Here is a 22,683-nt window from a genome sequence, read left to right as displayed (position 1 = left end):
CTCATTAAGATGTAAATTCTTTTCCAGAAGGTGTTTTTTCAAGGCTCTTATGTAGATATTGTTGTTGGTAGGATAAGATAGCTGATTTCCGCTTCAAAAGCGCGGCTGAGCCTATGGGATTACGTTTCAGCAGCTTAATAATTTGTTCCTTTTTCAAACGTTCGAATTCTTGTCACAGTTTCAAAAATCCACAAAACCCTTGATATATCAAGGATTTCAAGGGGTCATCCACACTATCTTCAGATTGTAAAAATCAACCTTACTTTTTTTGTAACAAATTAACCGAGCCACTTGTGATATTATTCACTTACTAGAAGACACGATTGTCTTGGATCGTTCTTCTTCCATAAATAAATTTTTTTCAATAAGTTTGTGAAATACTGAACAAATTTTGAACAATTTGTGACATTTATAAAAAGAAGGTGAGGAACAGAGATGAAATCACTAAAGCCTTTACTGATATTTCTTCCATTATCATTAGTGCTTTTCTTAAGTGGATGTGAAACGAATATGGTTGTATTCGAACCGCAGGGCCCAGTGGCAAGGTCCATCACAGAATTGATTAACTGGTCACTCATTTGGATGTTAATTGTAGTGGTAGTCGTTTTCGCATTATTTGCTTATATCATCTGGAAATACAGAGAAAAACCAGAAAACATGGATTATGAGCCGCCTGAAGAACACGGCAGCACACTCCTTGAAATCATCTGGACCGGGATACCGATCCTTATTGTCATCGCCTTGACGATTCCGACAGTTAAAACACTTTATAGTTTGGAAGAGATTCCAGAAACACTGGAAGAGAAAGAACCTATTACTATCCATGTAACGGCTGCCGACTGGAAATGGATTTTCAGTTATCCTGAAGAAGGCATCGAGACTGTAAACTATGTCAACATTCCTGAAGATACTCCTATACTATTCAAGCTTACGTCTGCAAGTACCATGCAATCGTTCTGGGTACCTGCATTAGGCGGCCAGAAATATGCGATGGCTAAAATGGAAACAGAATTGTATCTTGCAGCGGATAATCCTGGCTCTTACTTAGGGAAAAACTCAAACTTCAATGGCCGCGGCTATGCGGAAATGGAATTTGAAGTCCTGGCTCAAACTCAATCAGATTATGATGAGTGGGTCAAAGAAGTAAAAGACACAGCTCCTAAGCTTACAGAAGACAAATATGAAGAGCTTTTGAAGCCTACGCACTTAGGCAGAATGACTTTTAACAATACACATCTTGCCTGGGTCGACCATTCCGATATAGATTCCAAAACGTACACCAATCCTGAACTATACCGCTACCACGGATATCAGGGAAAAACGTTTGAAGAAGAAGATAACTATAAAAACGCTGGTGATAAAGAAGAATCTGATGATCATGGACACGGAGATTCACACAGCGGACATAGTGGTGAAGAAGATGACTCACACGGAGGTGACAACCATGGGCATTAAATGGGATGAATTTTTCGTAACAGGAGATCCACTTATTCTAGGAGCTCAGATTTCCATTGCACTTACCATGATCGGAGTCGTTTTTGGTGTTACCTATCTAAAGAAATGGACCTGGTTATGGCGGGAATGGATTACAACCGTCGACCATAAACGAATTGGGATTATGTATATCATTGCAGCTGTGTTGATGTTTTTCCGTGGAGGTATTGACGGGCTGCTGATGAAGGCACAGACCTCCAGACCCGAAATGGAATTTTTGAGTTCACAGCATTACAATGAAATTTTTACAACACACGGCGTAATCATGATTCTTTTCATGGCGATGCCTTTCTTGATTGGATTAATGAACGTTGTCGTTCCGCTTCAAATTGGAGCACGTGATGTGGCGTTCCCTCAATTGAATGCTTTAAGTTTCTGGCTTTTCTTTGCAGGAGCGATGCTGTTTAACATTTCATTCGTCATCGGAGGATCTCCGGATGCCGGATGGACATCGTACTTCCCGCTGGCTGGTAAAGAGTTCAGCCCGGGTATAGCGAATAACTATTATGCGGTAGCCCTGCAGATTGCCGGTATCGGTACACTGATGACAGGGATCAACTTTATCGTAACGATCTTGAAAATGAGAACAAAAGGCATGGGACTAATGAAGATGCCTATGTTCACTTGGACTACGCTGATTACGTCAGTCATTATCGTCGCTGCTTTCCCGATTTTCACGGTTGCATTGGCGCTTATGACGACAGACCGTATTTTCGGTACCCATTTCTTCACGGTTTCAGGCGGAGGAATGGATATGCTTTGGGCCAACTTGTTCTGGTTATGGGGACATCCTGAAGTATATATTGTAGCTTTGCCTGCTTTCGGGATTTTCTCTGAGGTCATTGCTACATTCTCACGTAAATCATTATTTGGTTATAAATCAATGGTCTATGCGATTGTCGGTATCGCTGTACTGAGTATGGTCGTATGGGTCCATCACTTTTATACAATGGGTTCAGGTCCTGCGGTTAACTCCTTCTTCTCCATTACAACGATGATGATTGCGGTTCCGACAGGTGTTAAAATCTTTAACTGGCTGTTCACAATGAGAAAAGGCCGCATTAAGATGACAACTGCCATGCTATGGGCATTAGCCTTCATTCCGACGTTTACAATCGGTGGGGTAACAGGTGTCATGCTTGCCATGGGTGCAGCCGATTATCAATACCATAATACATTGTTCCTGGTTGCTCACTTCCACTATGTATTGATTCCTGGTGTTGTTTATGCGGTATTTGCCGGCTTGTACTACTGGTGGCCAAAAATGTTCGGCCACATGCTGAACGAAAAGCTAGGAAAATGGCATTTCTGGTTGTTCAACATCGGATTCAACGTAACATTCATGCCGATGTTTTTCCTGGGACTGAAAGGTGCGGTACGCCGTTCTTACACTTTCTCAGCTGAATCAGGTTTCTCTGAGTTGTTCTTAGTATCTGCCATTGGTTCTATCATTCTTGCAGCAGGATTCGCCGTATTCTGCTATAACATCTATTGGAGTATCCGTTATGCAGACCGTGATATTTCAAGCGATCCATGGGATGCAAGAACACTGGAGTGGGCAACCGCTTCTCCTGTTCAGTACTACAACTTTGCAACACAACCTGAAGTGAAAGCGATTGATGCTTTCTGGTATATGAAAAAGAATAATGAAGGATTGACATTGAGCGACTCAGACATCAAGAAGATTCACATGCCAAGCAACGCAGGATTGCCGTTCATCATGTGCGTATTCTTCGGGATCGCTGGATTCTTCCTTGTATTCGAGTGGCAGTTAGCAACAATCATTGCCTCTCTTGGTATCATTGCAGGATTGATTTACCGTTCGTTTGATTACAACGATGGCTACTATATTCCTGTCGAAGAAATTAAAGAAGTTGAACGTTCTTGGAGAAACAAAAAAGGAGAGGTGAATAAACATGTCAGCTAAAGTCGATACGTCCCTTCCTTTAGAGTATCAAACAGAACAGAACCGTTTAAACATTCTCGGTTTCTGGATATTCCTTGGAGCTGAGATTGCCCTCTTCGCTACATTGTTTGCTGTATATGCCGTGTTGAGCCACCGCTATGCCGGTGGTCCGACACACCAGGATATCTTTATGGTCAAAGAAGTCTTGATTCAGACTGTACTGCTTTTAACATCCAGTTTTACATGTGGATTGGCTATCTTTGAGATGAGACGCGGTAACTTAAAAGGCCTGATTACCTGGTTAATCATTACCCTTGGACTTGGCGCCGGTTTCTTATACATGGAGATCAATGAGTTCATTCATTATGTCCATGAAGGTGCAACAATCCAGACAAGCGCCTTCCTTTCCAGCCTGTTCGTCCTGCTGGGAACTCACGGTGCCCACGTTACATTCGGTATTTTCTGGGCAGTAATGGTCATTATTCAGCTTGTAAAAAGAGGGCTGACTCCTGTCACCGCCCGTAAGGTATTTATCATCGGATTGTACTGGCACTTCCTAGATGTTGTCTGGATCTTCATCTTCACATTTGTTTATCTGAAAGGATTGGTGATGTAACATGGAACAGAGTACAAAAAGTTATCCAATAAGCCATGTTGTCGGCTTTATCATGTCACTCGTCCTCACCTTTGCAGCAGCATGGGTTGCATTAAAAACAAGTCTTTCCTTCACAATTGTGATGTGGGTCATTGGAACACTGGCAGTCGTTCAAGCCGGCCTTCAATTGTTCATGTTCATGCATGTCAATGAAGGAGAAGATGGTAAGGTACAAATCATCAATATTATTTATGCAGTATTCTGTGCAGTCGTCATTGTGATTGGTTCGATCTGGGTACTGACTTCCGGGCACGCTGCTCATTAATAGTAATGCGGTTGTAACGGCCGCCAATATGTGCTTTGAAAAAGTAAACACAAAAAAGGCTTGGAGATGATCATCTCCAAGCCTTTTTTGCAAGTTTATATTCTGTTCTTGATCATTCCGCTCACTTCAGGTCTGCTCTTACCTGTAAACTCCTCAATCAGAGGCAAGAAAATCATCGTTCCAAAGATAAACATAAATCCGACCATCACACCGATTCCGATCGAAAGCATATATTCCTGTGTGATACCGCTTACAAAAAAGCTATAAAAAGTAATCATTAGTCCAATTGCTGTGCCTCCAGCAGAAAGCCATTTCACAGCCGCTAAAAGTTGTTGTTTATTATTACTCATCCGTATCTCCCCCTATATATACTATTTTATGTTTGTTCACAGATTTGTCAAATAAAATTCTAAAAAAGTTCAAAAATAGTTTTTAGCTGGCGAAATTAATTTAGGGCGAAGATGACACAGAGGATTCAACTACCTTTATAGTTTGTGCTGGAATGGTACATATAGAAGCAGAATTTCAGACGGGGGTAGATCTAGCGGGGGATCTTGATACTATAACCTGTGGTTCTCTTTGAAGTGGGGCGGGTTATCACCCACTCAACTTTAGTACGTTAAAGCACTAAGAGGGACTGTCCCTCTTAGTGCTTTAACGCAGTAAAGAAAATATCAAAAAAGCATGCAGGCTGTTTGTTCCAGCCTGCATGCTTTTTGTCAGGATAAGTATTCTAATACGTTTTGGACTGCTTTTTCGCCTTGGTCGATACAGTCTGGGAGGCCAAGGCCTTCGAATGAACTCCCTGCAAAGAACAAGCCCGGAAGTTCTTTTTTTACATTCGCCTTCATTTTTTCCAGTCGGTCTTTATGGCCGACGGTATACTGTGGCATGGCGTCTTTCCATCGGGATACGATTGTGAATTCAGGATCCATTGTGATATCCATGATTTTATTGAGGTCCTGAAGGACAATTTTTTCGATTTGGCTGTCGGAAAGGTCTACAATCGTTTCATCTCCCGCTCTGCCGACATAGCATCGAAGCAATACTTTTCCTTCTGGAGTGGAATGCGGCCACTTTCGATGTGTCCATGTACAGGCGGTTATGGTGTAGTCACTGTTTCGTGATACGACAAAACCTGTTCCATCGATATCTTTTTTGATAGCTTCGTTAGGAAAAGCCATGGCAACTGTTGCCACCGAGGTAGCCGGAATTGTTTTTAAATGATCAAAGAAATCGTACTGAGGGAACATAGGTGGAATTGTCGGATGGGGAGTGGTCACAATGATACTGTCCGCATCCAGAATTTCTCCGTTATTCAAGAAAAGAGAATAACCGCTGTTCGCCTCTTTTTCAATACGCTCCACCCTGACCCCTTTCAATACTGAATCAGAGGAGAGCTTCTCTTCAATCGCATCCACTAACGATTGCAATCCCTTCGACAGCGTCAGGAATATTGCTTTTTTCTTGCTGCCCTTCCGTTGTGCAGGAGTCGTTTTTTTCATTCCGAGTATCAGACTTCTATGCTTTTGCTCCACCTGATAGAACTGCGGGAATGTGGACATCAGGCTAAGCTGATCGATATCTCCTGCATAAATCCCGGATAGCAATGGTTCTATCAAGTTTTCAACGACTTCATGTCCCAGCCTTCTTCTGAAAAATCCGCCCAGCGACTGGTCACCTTCTACGTTGGACTTAGGTAAAATGAAGTCAGCTGCAGCTCTCGCCTTGCCTTGCATTGAAAACAGACCGGTGGTAACAAAAGGAGCCATTTGTGTCGGGATCCCCATGACAGAACCGCCCGGCATCGGGTGAAGTTCATCATTTACAAGGACATAAGCCGTGCCTGTTGAGTTGTTTACAAGATCATGGTTCAGACCCACTTCTTTGGCAAGTCTCGCTGCACTCGTCTTTCTCTCCAGAAACGAGTCCGGTCCTCTTTCGATTACGAAACCGTCCCTCTTCACTGTTTGAATTTTGCCGCCAAGTCTGTGGCTCGCTTCAATCAATTTTATGTCAAGTGGACGTCCGGTCTTCTCGGCTTCTTTTTGCAGATAGTAAGCAGATGTTAACCCTGTAATTCCCCCGCCAATAATTACTACCTTTTGTTTCTCCACTAGTCATCGCCTTCTTTTTATAGTTTTGAATCTTATTTTAAATGCTTCATTACAACCGTTGCCATTGCATCAATGAATTCAGGTTTTGCATTAGGCATTTCCGGTCTGTAATAGCTTGCGCCGATTTCATCCGTCACTACTTTACATTCATAATCGTTATCGTAAAGCACTTCCAAATGGTCTGCTACGAAGCCGACTGGAATATAGACAAACGTGTTATAGCCTTTTTCTTCGTGCAAATCTCTAGTCAGATCCTGGACATCCGGGCCAATCCATGGATCAGGTGTATTCCCTTCACTCTGCCAGCCGACAGCATATTCGGAGATTCCCGCTCCTTTTGCGATTAGATCGGCTGTTTCCTGGAGCTGGTCGGGATACGGATCCCCATCTTTCAGGATTCTTTCCGGAAGACTGTGTGCTGAAACGATCAATACAGCTCCGTTTCTTTCCTCTTCCGTCATTTTTGCATACGTTTCCTTCACTTGGTTAACCCAGTACTCAATGAATTTAGGTTCATCATACCAGCTTTCAACCGATGTGATTCTTGGGCCTCCAAGCTTGGCTGCTTCTTCCTTGGCACGTCCATTGTATGACTTTACGCTGAACGTAGAAAAGTGTGGTGCCAGCACGATAGATACCGCTTCTTCAATTCCATCTTCATGCATTTGCTTCACAGCATCTTCAACAAACGGTTCGATATGTTTAAGGCCTAAGTACATTTTGAATTCGACTTCATCCTGAATGGCATTAAGTCGCTCTTCAAGCGACTTCCCCTGATCAAGCGTGATTTTAGCCAATGGAGAGATTCCGCCGATCGCTTCATAACGTTCAGTCAAATCTTCCAGCATTTCTGGTGAAGGAGTTCTCCCATGGCGGATGTGCGTGTAATAACGTTCGATGTCCTCTTCTTTATAAGGAGTTCCATAGGCCATTACAAGGAGACCCATTTTCTTCTTTGTCATTAGTCATTCACCTCAATGAGTATATTCGTTGCTGCGGATAAAAGATTATCCTTTCAGTTTCTCGGCACTGTATTCATGAACAAATGCGGTCAATCTTTTTAGGGTTTCTGGTTTCACCGATGGGAATACCCCATGTCCAAGATTAAAGATATGGCCTGGATTTTCTATGCCTTGATCAATAATGGTTTTTGCTTTTTCCTCAATGACATCCCATGGAGCAAGCAAAAATGCAGGATCTAAATTCCCCATAACCGTCTTCGTAATTCCAGTAGAGCGCGCTTCCTGAATCGGAAGTCTCCAGTCCAGTCCTACTACATCGATAGGAAGGTCATGCCATTCCATAGAAAGGTGGCTCGCCCCCACTCCAAACATGATCAACGGTACATTTTCTTTCTTCAATTCTGTAAAAATTTTCTCCATGACCGGTTTGATGAATGTGCGGTAATCCTCGACATTCAATGCACCAACCCATGAATCAAAGATTTGGAATGCTGACGCTCCTGCTTTGATCTGGGAACGCCCATATGCAATAGTCATGTCAGCCAGCTTGTCCATCAAGGTGAACCAAGCTTTCGGTTCGGCATACATGAAGGCTTTTGTCTTATTATAATTTTTTGAAGGACCGCCCTCAATCATATAGCTTGCCATTGTAAAAGGTGCACCGGCAAATCCGATCAACGGAACGGAAAGCTGCTCCCTCGTCAAAAGCTTAATCGTATCCAAAATATATGGAACGTCATTTTCCGGATCAATTTCACCCAGCTTTTCGACGTCTGCCATTGATCTGATCGGGTTATCAATCACAGGTCCGATGCCCGGTTTAATATCTACGTCAACGCCGATGGATGGCAGCGGAGACATGATGTCTTTATATAGGATTGCGGCATCCACGTCATATTGTTCAACTGGCAAACGAGTTACGTATGCAGCGATTTCAGGCTGATGTGTAATCTCAAACAATGAATACTTTTCCTTTAGTTCTCTATACTCAGGCTGTGAACGACCGGCCTGTCTCATATACCATACTGGTGTGTAATCCGTCTTTTCACCTCTGGCAGCTTTTAAAAATGTATCATTCATTTTTTTCATTTGTATATGTCCACCCTTCTGAATCCTCTATGTAACACTATTGTATTATATTATGGCTCAAGATTAAAAAATGAAGCAGCTATATCAGCCTATTCGTCCATATATCCCGTTTTCACTATAGACTTTTCCGATAGAAATGTATAGGTAAGCGCTCTAAATGTCATAAATTTGCCGATTTTTATATGTCGGTTTGTTAAAAATTAAAGCACTGGATTTGCGAGGGGCATTTGAAAACGATATCATGTAGGTGAGATTTATATTACATATGCCTTGCCGGCAGCCGAGAGTTTAGCAATCAGGACAAAGGGAAAAATAAGTCTATACTATATTGGCAGGAGTGAACGATATGTATGTTTATATGACAAGCGGAACTCATGAATTTTTAAAGACATTGGAAAACAAACATTCCGATCAAACGATCATCTTGATGGACAATGCCGATACTTCTGTACTGGTCCATGAAACTGAAGGGAAATCTGTGTTTCAGGAACCGCGGCGATATGAAGTCATCGACTCTTCAGGCGACCTGAAAAAACATGGATTTGTAGTCATCAACAATATCCCGGTTTCCGACGAAGGCCGTCCCGTATTTGAATACCGTTTCAAAAATCGTGCCGGCTTAATTGAAGAAGTGGACGGTTTTATCGCCATAAGAGTTCTTCGACCAATTGAAACGGACACTTACGCCATTCTGACACAATGGGAAGACGAACATTCCTTCAAACAATGGCAGGACTCGCAACAGTATGCGAAAGCTCATGAAAAAAGAGGGACCGAGGATGGAGTGGATGCTCAAAGGAATATGTTTCCGCGCCCTTCATTTGTAACACAGTACAGCATTGCTGCAGACGAAGATTAATGTAAAGGCCTGCCCGCAGATGAGTCTGCAGGCAGGCCTTTTGAGTGGACAATAATCATTTCGCTGATTTGTGAGGAAGGAAGGTATTACTGTTCGTGTAACATACGGTTTTGTAATAGGCGTTTGCTGGCTGATCACCCTATTATACGAGCCCAACTGGGTTATATTACCCTGTTTTCTGGCTAATCACCCTATTATACGAGCCCAACTGGGTTATATTACTCTGTTTCCTGGCTAATCACCTTATTATACGATCTCAACTAGTTTATATTACTCTGTTTCCTGGCTAATCACCCTATTATACGGTCCCAACTGGGTTATATTACCCTGTTTTCTGGCTAATCACCCTATTAAACTTACCAAATCGGTTTATATTCCTGTGTATCCACCCAACTATATGGCTTACTTGCTTTTATCCTAATCATTTCCCACTCTAACCTCAACGACTTATCGTTCCCCCCTTTTATCCACCCGGGCTCTTCAGCAGAATTCCATTTCGATTGGCATAGATGGCAGCCTGCGTACGGTCGGCGACCCCCAATTTGCTGAGGATATTACTCACGTGAGTTTTAGTCGTTTTGATCCCGATAAAAAGCTCATCCGATATTTCCTGATTGGTCATTCCTTCCCCCAGGCATTTCAGCACTTCCATTTCCCTGGTCGTCAGTTCCTCATGCAGCTTCCTTTTCTGAGGGCGGAACCTGTTCATCATCTTATCGGCAACTTTCGGTGCGATCACACTTTCTCCTTTGGCAGCCTTGTAAACTGCCGATACCACTTCATCAGCGCTAGCCGTTTTTAAGAGATAGCTATGGGCACCTGCCTCGATAGCAGGGAAGACTTTTTCATCATCATAGTAGCTTGTAAGAATAATAATTTTGCAATCCGGCAGAAATGTAAGGATCTCCTGTGTCGCCTCGATCCCATTTCCATTTTCCATCAATAGATCCATTAAAATGATCTGCGGCTGGTATAGCTTAGCCAATTTCACAGCCTCATTCCCGCTGGAAGCTTCACCCAGGAATTCAATCCTCTCTTCCGTCAAAAGATAAGTTTTCATTCCAAGCCTGACCATCTCATGATCATCGACAATCATCACCTTGATTTTCTCCATTACTGCTCTCCCCCCTCTTCTCTTAAAGGTATTCTTATATTAATATATGTTCCTTCCTTTTCCTTTGAGCGGATTTGAAACACGCCCCCTATTTCTTCGCAGCGCTCTCTCATTGTCTGTAGGCCGTACGAGGTCATTTTGTGCTGATTGACATTGAAGCCTTTACCATTATCACTAATGTATAAGTTCAAGCTTGAGTCGATTTTTTTAGTGGAGATCTTGATTTGCGTTGCCTCAGCATGCCTCAGAATATTAGATAGTCCCTCTTGTACGATCCGGAATAAATGTGCCTCGGCTCCTTTAGTCAACCCTTCCAGATACTCAAACTCGGCCATTATTTCAATGGGAGTTTTTTCTTTTAACTCCTGGATAAGCTTTTTTAACCCATCAGAAAGACTCTCTCCCTTGAGATCAATCGGTCTCAAATGAAGCAGAAGCGCCCGCATTTCCCCTTGTGCTTTTGAAGCGATTTCTGCTGTCTGTTTCAAGATGGGCTCTGCCTCTTTTGGCTTCTTCTGCACTGTCCGAACTGCAGCGGAGGATAGCATATTAAGGGCAAAAAGCTGCTGGCTGACAGAATCGTGGAGATCCCTTGCCAGCCGGTGCCTTTCTTCCATGACAGCCGCTTGGTGCGCTTGATCGGCCAATTCTGACTTTTCATCCGCCAGCCTCTGCAATGACTTCACCTGCTCTTGTATATAAACAGCAAGCTGATTCAACTCATCTGTCAAAATCCCGAGTTCATCTTGTTTGCCGTCATTCAGTCTGGCAGAGAATCTCCCGCTCCTTAACACGGAAACAAAAGTGGAAATATCATCAAGCCTTCCTCTAAAAGAACCTCCTGTCTTGAAACCAAAATAGACGCCAAGCAGTAAAAAGATACTAAAAACGAGGAGAGTGAGGTAAAGGGACCCCGCGAGTGTGATGTGGGGGGCATCTGCCACCAGGATATAAAATTGAATGATAAGGAAAAAGAATAGTGTTCCCATCAAGCCCATCATGAAAAAACTTTTAAAGAACCAGAAACGTATATTTGAAGATTTATTCAATGGAAGCACCTCTCAGACCTTATTGATTCGTACAGAACCAATGGAAAATTCTATCATGATCTTCAATTTCTTCTCCGCCTCTTCATATCCGGGAGACATGTAGGTCAAACTTGGTTTAATGTCCGCCGACTTCTGGCCGAATATTTTGATATCGCCAATGCTCCCTTCGACACGTATATCTACTGGAATATCCTCAGGAATCAACATCTTTACGTCCCCGACCCATCCTTTGAGATGGATGGGCGTTTCACCTTCCGGAATATACGCTTTGCTTATATCAAAATAATAATTTCCTATCATGTTATACAGTCTCATTGATTCCAGCGGCCAATTGGGCTGATTGAATTTCACATCACCGACGATATATCCCCGGTTCACTTTCACCCTAGTCTTTCCGCTTTTCAACGTGACTTTCTTGCCCTCTGCGTCCGTACTTCTTTCAAATGTATCCTCCCCCGACAAGGTCATTTGGCTTTTCTTCCAAAGCACCATGAAGGCAAAACCCATCAAGCTGACAGGCCACAGTTTCCACCAGTCTCCATATGTGAAAGAAACGGCACCAAAGTTATCCAGTATGAGCAAGCCGCCGTAAATAAAAAGAAATAAACCAAAGGTGAATTTAATCGTTCTCCTCCACTTAACACTCGTAACCATCCATTTCAATCCCTGCAAGAGGATAAGCAAAGGTATGAATATGACAAATATCTGTTTTATTTCCAAGGAAATGACACCAATATTGATTAAAAGCAACACTACACCTGTCATGAGTAGAATTGCTGAGAAAAACCATTGTTTTCCGCCAGAATTTTTCAATTTCCACACCGCCTCTTACCATTCTTTTCTATGAGAAAGACTAAAACCCTTTAATCTTTGTCGTATTTAAATAACTTTGTTTTCAGTAAGTGAAAGCCCCTGGCCTATGGGCGGCTTTACGAAACCACCGGAAATTTCCCCTCCCAGGTTACAGCTTCATTTACGGCCAACCCCATGAAATCACTTTTAATCTGTTACTAACAGTTTACTATCACATTCTTCACATAGAGAGGATCATCGGCACGATTTCGACTCCGTCCCAGGACGGAGATTTTTGATATATCCTTTCACCATCACTATCTGTGTGAATATCCTGTAATACAAAAGGCAAACGCCCTTTTTTAAAGATCAGGCGAGGGGGAATTTTTTATGCTGGTGGAATTGACTGCATTACACTGGCTGTATTTAGCTTTCATAGGGTTAATCATCCTTTTCATGGTTTTCAGAAAAGACACCACGATTGTGTGCATTGCCGGGATTTTTCTCATTGCATTTTTCGCCAGTGGCTCGTTGACCAGTTCTGTAAGCAGTGTCTTTAACAGTTTCATATTTGCCATCACCGAGCTCTTGTCTACTATATTGGTCATTTCCATCATTGTCGGAATGAGTAAGAGCCTCACAAAAACAGGCATTAATGATGTGATGATCAGTCCTTTTGCAAGGTTGATCAAGACCCCAGCCCTTGCTTACTGGACAATCGGGATTGTCATGATGCTCATTTCCTGGTTTTTCTGGCCTTCACCGGCTGTTGCCCTTCTGGGAGCTGTCCTGGTTCCTGTCGCTTTGCGTGTCGGTTTACCGGCACTCGGCATTGCCATGGCCATGAACCTGTTTGGACACGGAATTGCCCTTTCCGGCGACTTTGTCATTCAGGCCGCTCCAAAACTGACTTCAGATGCAGCGGGCCTGCCGGTATCCGAGGTCATCCAGGCCAGTATACCGCTTGTAGCCGTAATGGGGATCGTGACAACAGTGACAGCATTCCTATTTTTAAAAAGAGATATGAAGAAAGGGATTCTGGTTGTCGAAGAAACCGAACTAAAGGATGTTGCTAAAGAAGAGGGTCCCGAGCTGTTAAGCCGCTCTGCTAAAAATGGATTGGCACTGATGATTCCCGTTCTGTTCGCACTGAATATCCTTGCGATGTTCTTGTTCGACCTTCAGGGAGGAGACGCCACTGCACTTATTGGCGGCACATCGATTTTCATCCTGCTTATCATCTCGCTCTCCGGTTATAAAGCAAAAGGCCTTGAACAAACAACAAGCTTCATTATTGAAGGTTTTCAATTCGGATTCAAAGTATTCGGTCCAGTCATTCCCATCGCAGCTTTCTTCTACCTTGGAGATTCCGGATTTAACGCAATCATAGGTGAAGGCTTTCTGCCTGACGGTTCTGCAGGAATTGTAAACGATCTTGGAGGAGCTCTTGCGGCAGTCGTTCCACTATCTAAAGCGGTCGGTGCTGTCACTCTCACGACAGTAGGGGCCATCACCGGACTGGATGGCTCAGGATTTTCAGGGATATCCCTGGCAGGTTCAGTAGCACTGTTGTTTTCCGACAGCATCGGTTCAGGGGCTTCCACGTTGACAGCTCTTGGTCAAATATCTGCCATCTGGGTCGGCGGCGGTACACTTGTCCCCTGGGCACTTATCCCTGCAGCTGCCATCTGTAATGTCGATCCGTTCGAACTGGCAAGGCGTAATCTTGCACCCGTCATCATCGGACTGATTGTAACGACCATCGTCGCCATGTTTCTTATATAAAAGCTGTTTTCTTAGACTTTGTTGCCATTTAATAATAATTTCAAAAGAAGTGGCCAGAATTTAGAGAAATTATTTTGGTCATCAAGCAAGAATAGAGCTATTTGCCCTTTCAGAGATTAAAGCCCTTGTACCCTAGGGAAGTTCTATAGGAAAACAGCTTAAATAAAAGAAGCTGAATCAAAGAGACTGGCAAAACCAGCCTCTCATGATTCAGCTTTTTTTACTTACCGGCCCTTAACTTCAAGTACACAAACTCGCAAAAAACATAATAAGAAAATCCTATCAAAAAACCAGCGAGTACATCAGAGGGGTAGTGTGCTTCATCAGGTATTCTGCTAAAGCCTGTCAGTATTGCCAATAGAATGGCAGAGACATAAACAATCAGTTTCCCCTTCTCGGATGTAATCATTTTTGAAATGAAAAATGCCAGAACCAGCATAAAAATTAGTCCGACCATCGCATGGCCGCTCGGAAAACTGAAGCCTTCTTCTCCATGAAGGGCATCTGGTCTCTCGCGTCCCACTGCTGCTTTGAAAAACTTGTTAACATAGTTGCCGCCGCCAATAGCTAAAACAGTAAAAATAATGCCAGTAAAATTCCTTTCCTTCAGCGCAAGCCAAAGAATCAACAGCAAGCTCGTTGTCCCAATGACCAGTTCGGTTCCGATAAAATCAAAATGCTCTAAAAATGGGAAATTTTTAAATACAGCAAAGGCTGCTTGATCAAACCATCGTATGTAATCTATTGAAACGAGCAGAAGCATCAACAAAAATACAGCAAGCGAAAACCAGCCCCAAAAATATTTCTTTTTAGACATGTTATCACCCCCTCTTACTTGTTTTACCATAATTCAGCCAAAAACAGCTAGAAGTAATTCATCAACAATCCCGAAAACTAATGTTATACTATTCTTAATTTTCATTTAGATTACAGAAAAATACATATACCTCAAGGGAGGAAGAAGAATGCTTGAAAAATTGTTCGAGAGATTGGAAAACGAATGGGAAGAAATGGTGGACATTAGACGGCATCTTCATCAGCACCCGGAAATTTCATTCAAAGAATTTAAAACAGCACAATTCATTGTTGATTATTACCGCAAACTTGACATAGAGGTGACTCCCGGAGTAGGAGGCAATGGGGTCCTTGCACGTATACAAGGAGGAAAGCCTGGAAAAACCATTGCCTTGAGGGCCGATTTTGATGCACTGCCAATACAGGACGAGAAGGAAGTTCCTTACCGGTCTACCATTGATGGTGTCATGCATGCATGCGGACATGATGGTCATACTGCTGCACTGCTTGTACTTGCAAAAACCATGAATGAGCTGAAGGCTGAGCTGCCGGGAACTATTGTATTCATTCACCAGCATGCTGAAGAGTATGCACCTGGGGGAGCCAAACCCATGGTGGAAGCAGGGTGCTTGGAAGGAGTCGATGCCGTGTTCGGAACCCACTTATGGGCAACAGAAACGCTGGGAAAGATCCAGTATCGCACCGGTCCCATCATGGCAGCAGCAGACCGGTTTGAAATTACCATCCAAGGAGCAGGAGGTCACGGGGCGCAGCCGCACAAGACGAAAGATTCCATTGTTGCAGCCTCACAATTGGTCGGCACCCTTCAGCAAATCGTTAGTCGAAGGGTCAATCCATTAGAACCCGCTGTTGTCACCATAGGATCTTTTGTTGCCGACAATGCCTTCAACGTCATAGCTGATTCCGCTAAATTGATCGGAACCGTCCGAACGTTCAGTGAAAACACCAGGGACTTCATCATTAATGAAATGGAACGAATCATAAAGGGCACATGCGTTTCAGCTGATTGCTCCTATACCTTCCATTACGATAAAGGATACCCGGCCGTTGTCAATCATCAAGAAGAAACCGAACATCTAGTCAAAGCAGCGGAGGGCATAAAAGGAGTCAGCACCATTGAAGAGTGTGAAATGCAAATGGGAGGTGAGGATTTTGCCTACTACCTGCAAAAGGTTCCTGGCACTTTCTTCTTTACCGGCGCCCAGCCTGAAGGAGTGGAACACCCTTACCCTCACCACCATCCCAAATTCGATTTTAACGAAAAGGCAATGCTCACAGCCGCCCGTGTCCTGGCCAAAGCTGCCATCACTTATTCTGAATAACAGAAAAGCCGGTACAATTTTGTACCGGCTTTTCTTGTTGGTAATTAAGATTTCGATAAATATAAAATCCTTTTCGAGGAAGCAGGCCTTGAAATCATGTGAAGATAGAATAGCGTCACCCGACCCCTTAAGCGAGATGATGATCTTCTGTAGTTTTTATTTTAATGCAACTCGCTCCCCGAACGACCGGCATCATTTTCTGAGTTTTTTACGTTGATGTACCCCGCTTCACGGGCGAACGGCATCATTTTCTGAATTCCTTATTTTGATGTACCTCGCTTCACGTGCGAACGGCATCATTTTCTGTATTTCTTCTTTTGATGTACCCCGCTTCACGGGCGACTGGCATCATTTTCTGAGTTTCTTACTTTGATGTACCCCGCTCCCCGAGCGACCCGCAACATTTTCTGAATTTCTTCTTTTGATGTCCCCGCTTCATTTGCGACCGGCATCATTTTCTGAATTTCTTCTTTTGATGCCCCCCGCTTCCCAGGCAAACGGCATCGTTTTCTGAATTCCTTATTTTGATGTACCCCGCTTCACGTGCGACCGGCATCATTTTCTTTATTTCTTATTTTGATGGCCCCCGCTCCCCGAGCGACCGACATCATTCCGGCATCGATGTATGATCTGGCTCACTTTGCGAACATCCTCCTTTTCTATAAAAATAATGCCCTCCACTTGAAAAATGAAGGGCATTTTTGCCGCATGAATCTGTTGATAAATATACTATTTAAAATACCTTCTCCGATAAGCATAAACGGCTGCTTCCCCAAGCTCTTCCAACAGTCCGTAATTGGCATAGGCCCCTACAACGGCCCCGATACCCGGCACAAGCTGAAGCATCTTCACAAAGTCTATATAATCCCGATATTCCTGCTGAAACACTTTCCAATCAATATCCGCGGCCTTTTGCTTGTATTCCTCCCACCCGTCAATGATGGTGAATACTTCGCGGCGGTGTTCATCACTCGAGAAGGCCAGCTGAAAAACATAAAGCATAAAAAGTCTTTCTTCATACGCTTTCGGATCTAATCCGTGTATTTGGGCTGCTTCATATAAATACTTCATTTTGATGGAAAGCAGAAGCGGAAAATCCGCCAATCCGAGAAATATTCCGCCGGCACCTGTTCCTGCTCCTTCCACCGCAGCTGCTTTTCTATAAAAAGAGAGCCTTTCCTTCATATAACGCTCTTTGTCTTCCAGTGAATCCGGGACGATGATTTTCTTATTTGACGTAAATCCTGAACCGGCCAATGTAACTTTGACCATATTTTTGATACTATCTGTAACCATTTTGTGCACTTTTTCAGGAATTACTGAGTTGAATTTAACTTGCACTTTTTTAGCAGTACGATTCAGAATGCCTGCTCTTTTCAGCCTTTTCCTTTTCCACATTTCCATATCGTTTTGTGCATGCGATTCAAAGCTGTCCATGTCAAACACCTGTCCTTTTTAGTAGGCTTATTTACAATGTAAGCATCGCAGAGCTCTGTATAGATTTTTATCCTCAGGAGGATATTAACACCGCTGCAAACGACCAGCCTGTATGGTAATACGGATGAAGTTTCACTCAGTAATCAAATTTCTTCAGTCTTTCCACGAGATAGAATTGTGAAAAGGCTACAGCAAATAATAGCCCTGCCGCCAACAGGATCGCAGCTCCGAGCAGCCTGCCTCCTAAAATGAGTGCCAGAGAAAACAGGACAGACTGGACAATTAATGCCCACTGTACCACTTTCTGGAATGATTGCTTTTTTATACTTTCAGCCACCGGGTATAAAGAGATCCATATCTTGTAATCAAAGCGTTTGAACATCGGAATCATCTGAAAGCCTGTCAAATACATGAAAAGCAAACCAGTCAAGATGCTGAGCCAAAGTGTCTCACTAAAGAACAGGATCACCATGGATAACAGAGACAAACGGATATATAAGCCAAAATATTCACTTGTGCGCAGAAGTGATCGAATATACAAAAACGTAAACGTCTGCTTTTGATCATATTTGATCCTGTTCATAACAGCATCCAGCCACTTTCTGCGATGTACTTTCCCTTTCAGTTTCGGTACATCCGTGAACATATTCGCCAACCTGTAAAACAAGAGCATCCTCTGCTCTTCTAGACTGATCAGGACATCCCATTTCAGGCTTTTACCTTTTACAGCACTCCTGAAATAGAATAAGTAACCCGTCAGGATGACAGCCACGGCAACAACCAGAATGATTGATGCTCCGCTAAGTACCATATACAAGAACACGGCATTCAAAGCAAAACGAATGAAGTAATCTATAAGATGCGTTTCCCTCTCCTGATTCTTCAAGGTAAACCATCTTACATAAAGATTCCACACCTTCAATCCCAATAAAATCAGCAGGATGATAAAGAACGATTGAAACCCTCGTTCTGTCACCTTTACATACATAGGCATCATGGCAGCGAGAAGCAGCAGCAAAATATAGGACTGCGAAATGAAACTTACCCATATCCCTTTTTGGAAAAACTGCTTCATACGGCTTTCCAGCGGCAGTAAAAAGACAGCATCCGCCTCCCGCAAAAATGTATAGACTGGACTCCAAGTGAGAATCAATCCAAGGATGACCGCCATAATGAGCGGAGCCGGAAATGAACTGTCAAGCGTTCCTACCCACTGATTATAGGTGAATGCACCGCCGCCTAAAGCAAATATAAGCACAAACAGCAAGTGGTCATTAAACATATAACGAAGGTATTTCCTCAGCTCTGTATTATATTCAACTACCCTTTGTTTCCATACATCATCGATATTTCTCATTGCTCAACTTCTTCCTTTGTGAGCTCAATATAGATATCATCCAGAGTAGCATTCGGCATCCCAAATTCTTGCTGCAATTCCTGAAGCGTTCCCTTCGCCCTGATCTGCCCCTCATGAAGAATGATAAATGAATCACAATACCTTTCTGCTGTCGCCAGGATGTGAGTCGACATCAATATGCCGGCTCCATTCTTTTTCATTTCTTCCATCGAATTCAACAAGGATTGAATAGCCAGAGGATCCAGGCCTACAAATGGCTCGTCGATGATATAAAGACTTGGTTCCACTAAAAAAGCACACATGATCATGACTTTTTGTTTCATCCCTTTTGAAAAATGGGAAGGAAACCAGCCCAGCCGCTTCTCCATCCTGAACTCTTTGAGGAGTACCTCTGCCCTCTTTTTATATTCAGCTTCCTTAACTCCATAAGCCATTGCAGTCAGCCTCATATGTTCCTCAAGAGTCAATTCATCGTAGAGAATCGGTGTCTCAGGTATGTAAGAGAATTGTTTTCTATATTCGTCTGTATCACTTTTCAGTTGAAGCCCGTTGATCTTGATATCTCCCTGTTTAGGCTCCATCAACCCGATGATATGTTTAATGGTCGTACTTTTTCCGGCACCATTCAGACCAATCAATCCGACGATTTCGTTTGAATTGATACTGAAAGAAATATCCTTCAAGACGGGTTTTCGTGTATATCCTCCAACCAAGTGCTGAATTTCCAATAGTGACACAAGCAACGTCCTTTCTATCTGTTGTTGGTTTCATTTTAGCAAAGCAAGTCTTTTGAGGCTATTTCTGAACTTTTTCGATAAATAATATTTTTCTTGCATATAGAACTCGAAAATGGCCATCATAATGGAGGAAGGGGACAGCAAAACTTAAAACGGGGTGGTTGTTAAAGACCGGTATCCGAATTATACGTTTGCTTCCATCATTAATAAGGGGATGGTCGTCATGCATAGTATTGACCTGAACTCACACCATAATTTTTAACAAACTTTAAAAATGAGGTGTTTATCAAAGAACACGGACTATCATTGAATTCTTAGAGCATTAAAAAAGCTATAAGATAAGGGGATGGTCGCTTTGAACCAGAGTCAGTCAACACAAAATTCGATTAATCACTGATCTTGCAAATTCATGCAAAATGAGGTGTTTATCGCAGAGCATTCAGACGTTCCACAAATGAACCTTTAATGTATTCCCCCTTCAAATGGGGCTGGCAAAGGGTGATATCGCTATTACCTTTCTGCCGGCCCCTTCTTTGTTCTTTCCATAATTTCACTTTTTATGATAAAATCAAAAAAACATTGAAAGGCGGGATACTAATGAGTGACTGTATTTTTTGCAAAATTATCGACGGCGAAATCCCTTCATCAAAAGTGTATGAGGACGACCATGTTCTTGCTTTCCTTGACATCAGCCAGGTAACCAAAGGACATACCTTGGTGATCCCGAAAGTACATAAAGAAAATGTTTATGAGCTTACAGAAGAAATCGCCTCCAACATCTTTGCAGCTGTACCAAAAATCGCAAACGCCATCAAAGCGGAATATAACCCAATCGGATTGAACCTCCTGAATAATAATGGTGAAGATGCCGGTCAGTCAGTATTTCACTTCCACCTGCACATCATTCCGCGTTATGGACAAGGCGATGGATTTGGTGCTGTCTGGAAGACTCATACCGACCAATACACCAAAGAAGAATTAAAAGAAATTGCCGACGGAATCAGCAAGCATCTCTAACTAACTTATCTTTACTATTACACAACAGAGTGAAAACTCCTCCTCGCTGGGGAGTTTTTGTTTTTTACAGTTTTTACAAGCAGGTGTTGTTGCTGGTTATTTTGTGCTGCCATATAGCTGGTTCGTGGTTTCCTCATCGACCTTAAAACTTGGACCACTCTCCGGATTGGTTGTCCAAGTTTTTTATCTTCGGACTCAGAATTTAGTCCAGTACCCCCACGCCTTCAACCAAAAAGCTAACCTCTAAATTCCAGATGTCCGAACGCTTATTGAAAAATTCAAACTAATATCTTTTAAAAGATTTCATCCTATGATATACTGATTTTAACTTTTCGCTGATGGCAATGAGTGCACGTCAGGAGAAGCAAAGATGAGAAAAGATTAGATGAGGAGAGATGAGAAATGAATACAAAGACTTTGGTGGCACTATCACTGCTTATAGGGATCGGTGCTGTATTGCACGCTGTCATCCCTGGGGTTTTCCTTGGAATGAAGCCGGACATGATGCTGACGATGATGTTTCTTGGCATTTTGTTATTTCCGAATAAGAAAAATGTTTTATTGCTTGGAATTACAACGGGAATTATTTCTGGACTGACGACTCAGTTTCCAGGCGGGTTTGTTCCAAACTTGATCGACAAGCCTTTAACTGCTTTTGTCTTTTACCTACTTGTCCTTGGAATTAAGAAATATTCTGCTTCCATTGCAGGAACAGTTACACTGACAGCCATCGGTACAATGGTATCAGGGGTTATCTTCCTGACTTCCGCTTACTTGATCGTAGGCCTTCCAGGAGCATTCCTTGGATTGTTTGCTGCAGTTGTATTGCCTGCAGCGCTTGTCAACGCCGGAGCAATGTTTGTTGTATTTCCATTAGTTACTTCAATATTAAAGCGAACAAGCTTCGCTCAAACGATATCTTCATAAAGCTACACAAAAAAGGAACCTCTTTCAGGTTCCTTTTTTACTTGGCCGCAAGCCATAATAATATGCCTAGAAGTAAGGCAATAATGCCCCCAGATCCCAGCACGCCTGCTCTTCTCTTCAATATATTCTTTGGCGGATACATCCCGGATTTTTGAGTAGCCATAAAATAGTGGATCATTCCAAAAAACAATATTGCACTCAGCGCAAAGAATCCAAATATAATGCCATCCACTTCCTCCACCCCTCCCCATAAAAAGGCTTACTCACGCTATTGCTGCTTTCCCTCTATTTACTTACGTCCGATGCTTTTTTACAAACCGGCACCAGACCTTCCTAAAATATTTCTACGAAAACACAACCCTCTATTAATGTTTATGCCCATATTATGGGGTTATGAGAAAAGTTGATTAGTGACTTGCCAAAAAGGGTAAAAAGGATATACAGGATAAATGTCGAAGTATAACTTAGGAATATGATTTGGGGGAGATATGAATGAAGATAAAATCCATTACTTATGGAATATTGGCAGGAAGTGCAATCGGTGCATTGGCAACACTTCTTTCCGCCCCGCAGTCCGGTAAAGAACTGAAAGGGCAAATCGAGAAAAATAAAGATGAGTGGAAAGCTGTCTTTAATGAAATCAAAACAAACGCTGTGGAAGTCAAAGACGCTGTTTCCCGGCTTTCAACGGAAGGGAAACAAACCATTACTCTGCTAAAAGATGACATGCAGCACTCCATCCAAGCCTGGCAGGGAAATACAGAGCCCAACATCCAGCATATCAAGGATGATATTAGCGCAATAGAACAACTGGCTGAAAATATGGAACGAACAGTCAGCAAACAATAATTTTTAATGGTTCGGCAGTTGAAACTTGCCGAACCTTTTTTAATCGCTTACATAACTTAAAAACCTACTGTTTATAATGAAAAAATCACCTTTCTAAAAATTTAGTAAATTTAAACCTTTATTAATTTTTATTT

At 42.7% G+C, this 22,683-nt stretch carries 22 protein-coding genes; 10 read left to right on the top strand and 12 right to left on the bottom strand.

Translation table 11 applies throughout. The features are described 5' to 3' along the window. The first annotated feature begins 435 nt into the window (after positions 1–435). Genes qoxA through qoxD form a run of 4 tightly spaced genes read left to right on the top strand, consistent with a single transcriptional unit; the run spans position 436 to position 4,320 of the window. Positions 436–1,455 carry a cytochrome aa3 quinol oxidase subunit II gene (qoxA, locus tag V1502_RS05460; protein WP_409253363.1) on the top strand — a complete coding sequence of 340 codons (1,020 nt, stop codon included), beginning with the start codon at positions 436–438 and terminating at the stop codon, positions 1,453–1,455. Continuing rightward, a complete protein-coding gene (gene qoxB / locus V1502_RS05455; RefSeq protein WP_409253362.1) occupies positions 1,445–3,421 on the top strand; it encodes a cytochrome aa3 quinol oxidase subunit I in 1,977 nt (658 codons plus the stop codon). The genes qoxA and qoxB overlap by 11 nt, the downstream gene beginning before the upstream one ends. Then, positions 3,411–4,016 carry a cytochrome aa3 quinol oxidase subunit III gene (gene qoxC / locus V1502_RS05450; protein WP_409253361.1) on the top strand — a complete coding sequence of 202 codons (606 nt, stop codon included), beginning with the start codon at positions 3,411–3,413 and terminating at the stop codon, positions 4,014–4,016. Before qoxB ends, qoxC begins: the two co-directional genes overlap by 11 nt. Before the next feature lies 1 nt (position 4,017). Continuing rightward, complete coding sequence (gene qoxD, locus V1502_RS05445; RefSeq protein ID WP_409253360.1) at positions 4,018–4,320, top strand: cytochrome aa3 quinol oxidase subunit IV; 303 nt, start codon at positions 4,018–4,020, stop codon at positions 4,318–4,320. 95 nt (positions 4,321–4,415) lie between these two features. Here qoxD and V1502_RS05440 read toward each other — a convergent pair whose 3' ends face one another. The 4 genes from V1502_RS05440 to hemE all read right to left on the bottom strand — a co-directional run bounded on the left by V1502_RS05440 (position 4,416) and on the right by hemE (position 8,488). Further along, positions 4,416–4,670 carry a hypothetical protein gene (locus V1502_RS05440; protein WP_409253359.1) on the bottom strand — a complete coding sequence of 85 codons (255 nt, stop codon included), beginning with the start codon at positions 4,668–4,670 and terminating at the stop codon, positions 4,416–4,418. Positions 4,671–5,039: 369 nt separating this feature from the next. Next, positions 5,040–6,437: a protoporphyrinogen oxidase gene (gene hemY / locus V1502_RS05435; RefSeq protein ID WP_409253358.1), complete on the bottom strand. Its 1,398-nt coding sequence runs from the start codon at positions 6,435–6,437 to the stop codon at positions 5,040–5,042. Positions 6,438–6,469: 32 nt separating this feature from the next. Continuing rightward, the gene (gene hemH / locus V1502_RS05430; protein ID WP_409253357.1) at positions 6,470–7,399 is read right to left on the bottom strand and encodes a ferrochelatase; all 930 of its coding nucleotides are present in this window, start codon (positions 7,397–7,399) and stop codon (positions 6,470–6,472) included. Between the two features lie 45 nt (positions 7,400–7,444). Further along, on the bottom strand, positions 7,445–8,488 hold the full coding sequence (gene hemE, locus V1502_RS05425) for a uroporphyrinogen decarboxylase (protein ID WP_409253356.1): 1,044 nt from the start codon (positions 8,486–8,488) through the stop codon (positions 7,445–7,447). A 346-nt stretch (positions 8,489–8,834) separates the two neighbouring features. Between hemE and V1502_RS05420 the strand changes: the two genes are divergently transcribed. Then, a complete protein-coding gene (locus tag V1502_RS05420; protein WP_409253355.1) occupies positions 8,835–9,347 on the top strand; it encodes an antibiotic biosynthesis monooxygenase family protein in 513 nt (170 codons plus the stop codon). 463 nt (positions 9,348–9,810) lie between these two features. Here the strand turns inward: V1502_RS05420 and V1502_RS05415 are convergent, their stop codons facing one another. Genes V1502_RS05415 through liaF form a run of 3 tightly spaced genes read right to left on the bottom strand, consistent with a single transcriptional unit; the run spans position 9,811 to position 12,323 of the window. Continuing rightward, positions 9,811–10,461 carry a response regulator gene (locus tag V1502_RS05415; RefSeq protein ID WP_409253354.1) on the bottom strand — a complete coding sequence of 217 codons (651 nt, stop codon included), beginning with the start codon at positions 10,459–10,461 and terminating at the stop codon, positions 9,811–9,813. After that, complete coding sequence (locus V1502_RS05410; RefSeq protein WP_409253353.1) at positions 10,461–11,510, bottom strand: histidine kinase; 1,050 nt, start codon at positions 11,508–11,510, stop codon at positions 10,461–10,463. Before V1502_RS05410 ends, V1502_RS05415 begins: the two co-directional genes overlap by 1 nt. Before the next feature lie 12 nt (positions 11,511–11,522). Next, positions 11,523–12,323 (bottom strand): cell wall-active antibiotics response protein LiaF, encoded by an 801-nt coding sequence (gene liaF, locus V1502_RS05405; protein ID WP_409253352.1) that lies wholly within the window; start codon positions 12,321–12,323, stop codon positions 11,523–11,525. A 369-nt stretch (positions 12,324–12,692) separates the two neighbouring features. On the opposite strand from liaF, the gene V1502_RS05400 reads away from it, so the two are divergent. Continuing rightward, positions 12,693–14,087: a hypothetical protein gene (locus V1502_RS05400; protein WP_409253351.1), complete on the top strand. Its 1,395-nt coding sequence runs from the start codon at positions 12,693–12,695 to the stop codon at positions 14,085–14,087. Positions 14,088–14,307: 220 nt separating this feature from the next. Here the strand turns inward: V1502_RS05400 and V1502_RS05395 are convergent, their stop codons facing one another. Continuing rightward, a complete protein-coding gene (locus V1502_RS05395) occupies positions 14,308–14,904 on the bottom strand; it encodes a phosphatase PAP2 family protein (RefSeq protein WP_409253350.1) in 597 nt (198 codons plus the stop codon). A gap of 148 nt (positions 14,905–15,052) precedes the next feature. On the opposite strand from V1502_RS05395, the gene V1502_RS05390 reads away from it, so the two are divergent. Further along, positions 15,053–16,225, top strand: coding sequence for a M20 family metallopeptidase (locus tag V1502_RS05390; RefSeq protein ID WP_409253349.1), 1,173 nt, complete (start codon positions 15,053–15,055; stop codon positions 16,223–16,225). 729 nt (positions 16,226–16,954) lie between these two features. Here the strand turns inward: V1502_RS05390 and V1502_RS05385 are convergent. The 3 genes from V1502_RS05385 to V1502_RS05375 all read right to left on the bottom strand — a co-directional run bounded on the left by V1502_RS05385 (position 16,955) and on the right by V1502_RS05375 (position 19,756). Next, the gene (locus V1502_RS05385; protein WP_409253348.1) at positions 16,955–17,662 is read right to left on the bottom strand and encodes an EcsC family protein; all 708 of its coding nucleotides are present in this window, start codon (positions 17,660–17,662) and stop codon (positions 16,955–16,957) included. Between the two features lie 136 nt (positions 17,663–17,798). Continuing rightward, entirely contained in the window at positions 17,799–19,019 is a 1,221-nt protein-coding gene (locus V1502_RS05380) for an ABC transporter permease (protein WP_409253347.1), read from the bottom strand. Beyond that, on the bottom strand, positions 19,016–19,756 hold the full coding sequence (locus V1502_RS05375) for an ABC transporter ATP-binding protein (RefSeq protein ID WP_409253346.1): 741 nt from the start codon (positions 19,754–19,756) through the stop codon (positions 19,016–19,018). The genes V1502_RS05380 and V1502_RS05375 overlap by 4 nt, the downstream gene beginning before the upstream one ends. A gap of 597 nt (positions 19,757–20,353) precedes the next feature. Here V1502_RS05375 and V1502_RS05370 point away from each other — a divergent pair. Both V1502_RS05370 and V1502_RS05365 read left to right on the top strand, forming a co-directional pair. Further along, positions 20,354–20,773, top strand: a complete 420-nt coding sequence (locus tag V1502_RS05370) for an HIT family protein (protein WP_409253345.1) — start codon at positions 20,354–20,356, stop codon at positions 20,771–20,773. Between the two features lie 402 nt (positions 20,774–21,175). Next, the gene (locus V1502_RS05365) at positions 21,176–21,700 is read left to right on the top strand and encodes a tryptophan transporter (protein WP_409253344.1); all 525 of its coding nucleotides are present in this window, start codon (positions 21,176–21,178) and stop codon (positions 21,698–21,700) included. A 37-nt stretch (positions 21,701–21,737) separates the two neighbouring features. Here V1502_RS05365 and V1502_RS05360 read toward each other — a convergent pair whose 3' ends face one another. Then, on the bottom strand, positions 21,738–21,932 hold the full coding sequence (locus V1502_RS05360) for a hypothetical protein (RefSeq protein WP_409253343.1): 195 nt from the start codon (positions 21,930–21,932) through the stop codon (positions 21,738–21,740). 260 nt (positions 21,933–22,192) lie between these two features. On the opposite strand from V1502_RS05360, the gene V1502_RS05355 reads away from it, so the two are divergent. Further along, complete coding sequence (locus V1502_RS05355) at positions 22,193–22,549, top strand: YtxH domain-containing protein (protein WP_409253342.1); 357 nt, start codon at positions 22,193–22,195, stop codon at positions 22,547–22,549. Positions 22,550–22,683: the final 134 nt, after the last annotated feature.

It is taken from the genome of Rossellomorea sedimentorum (assembly GCF_046237645.1).
Taxonomy (GTDB): Bacteria; Bacillota; Bacilli; order Bacillales; family Bacillaceae_B; genus Rossellomorea; species Rossellomorea sedimentorum.
The sequence above is the reverse complement of the archived record's forward strand: the minus strand, read 5'-3'. Positions and strand labels throughout refer to the sequence as shown.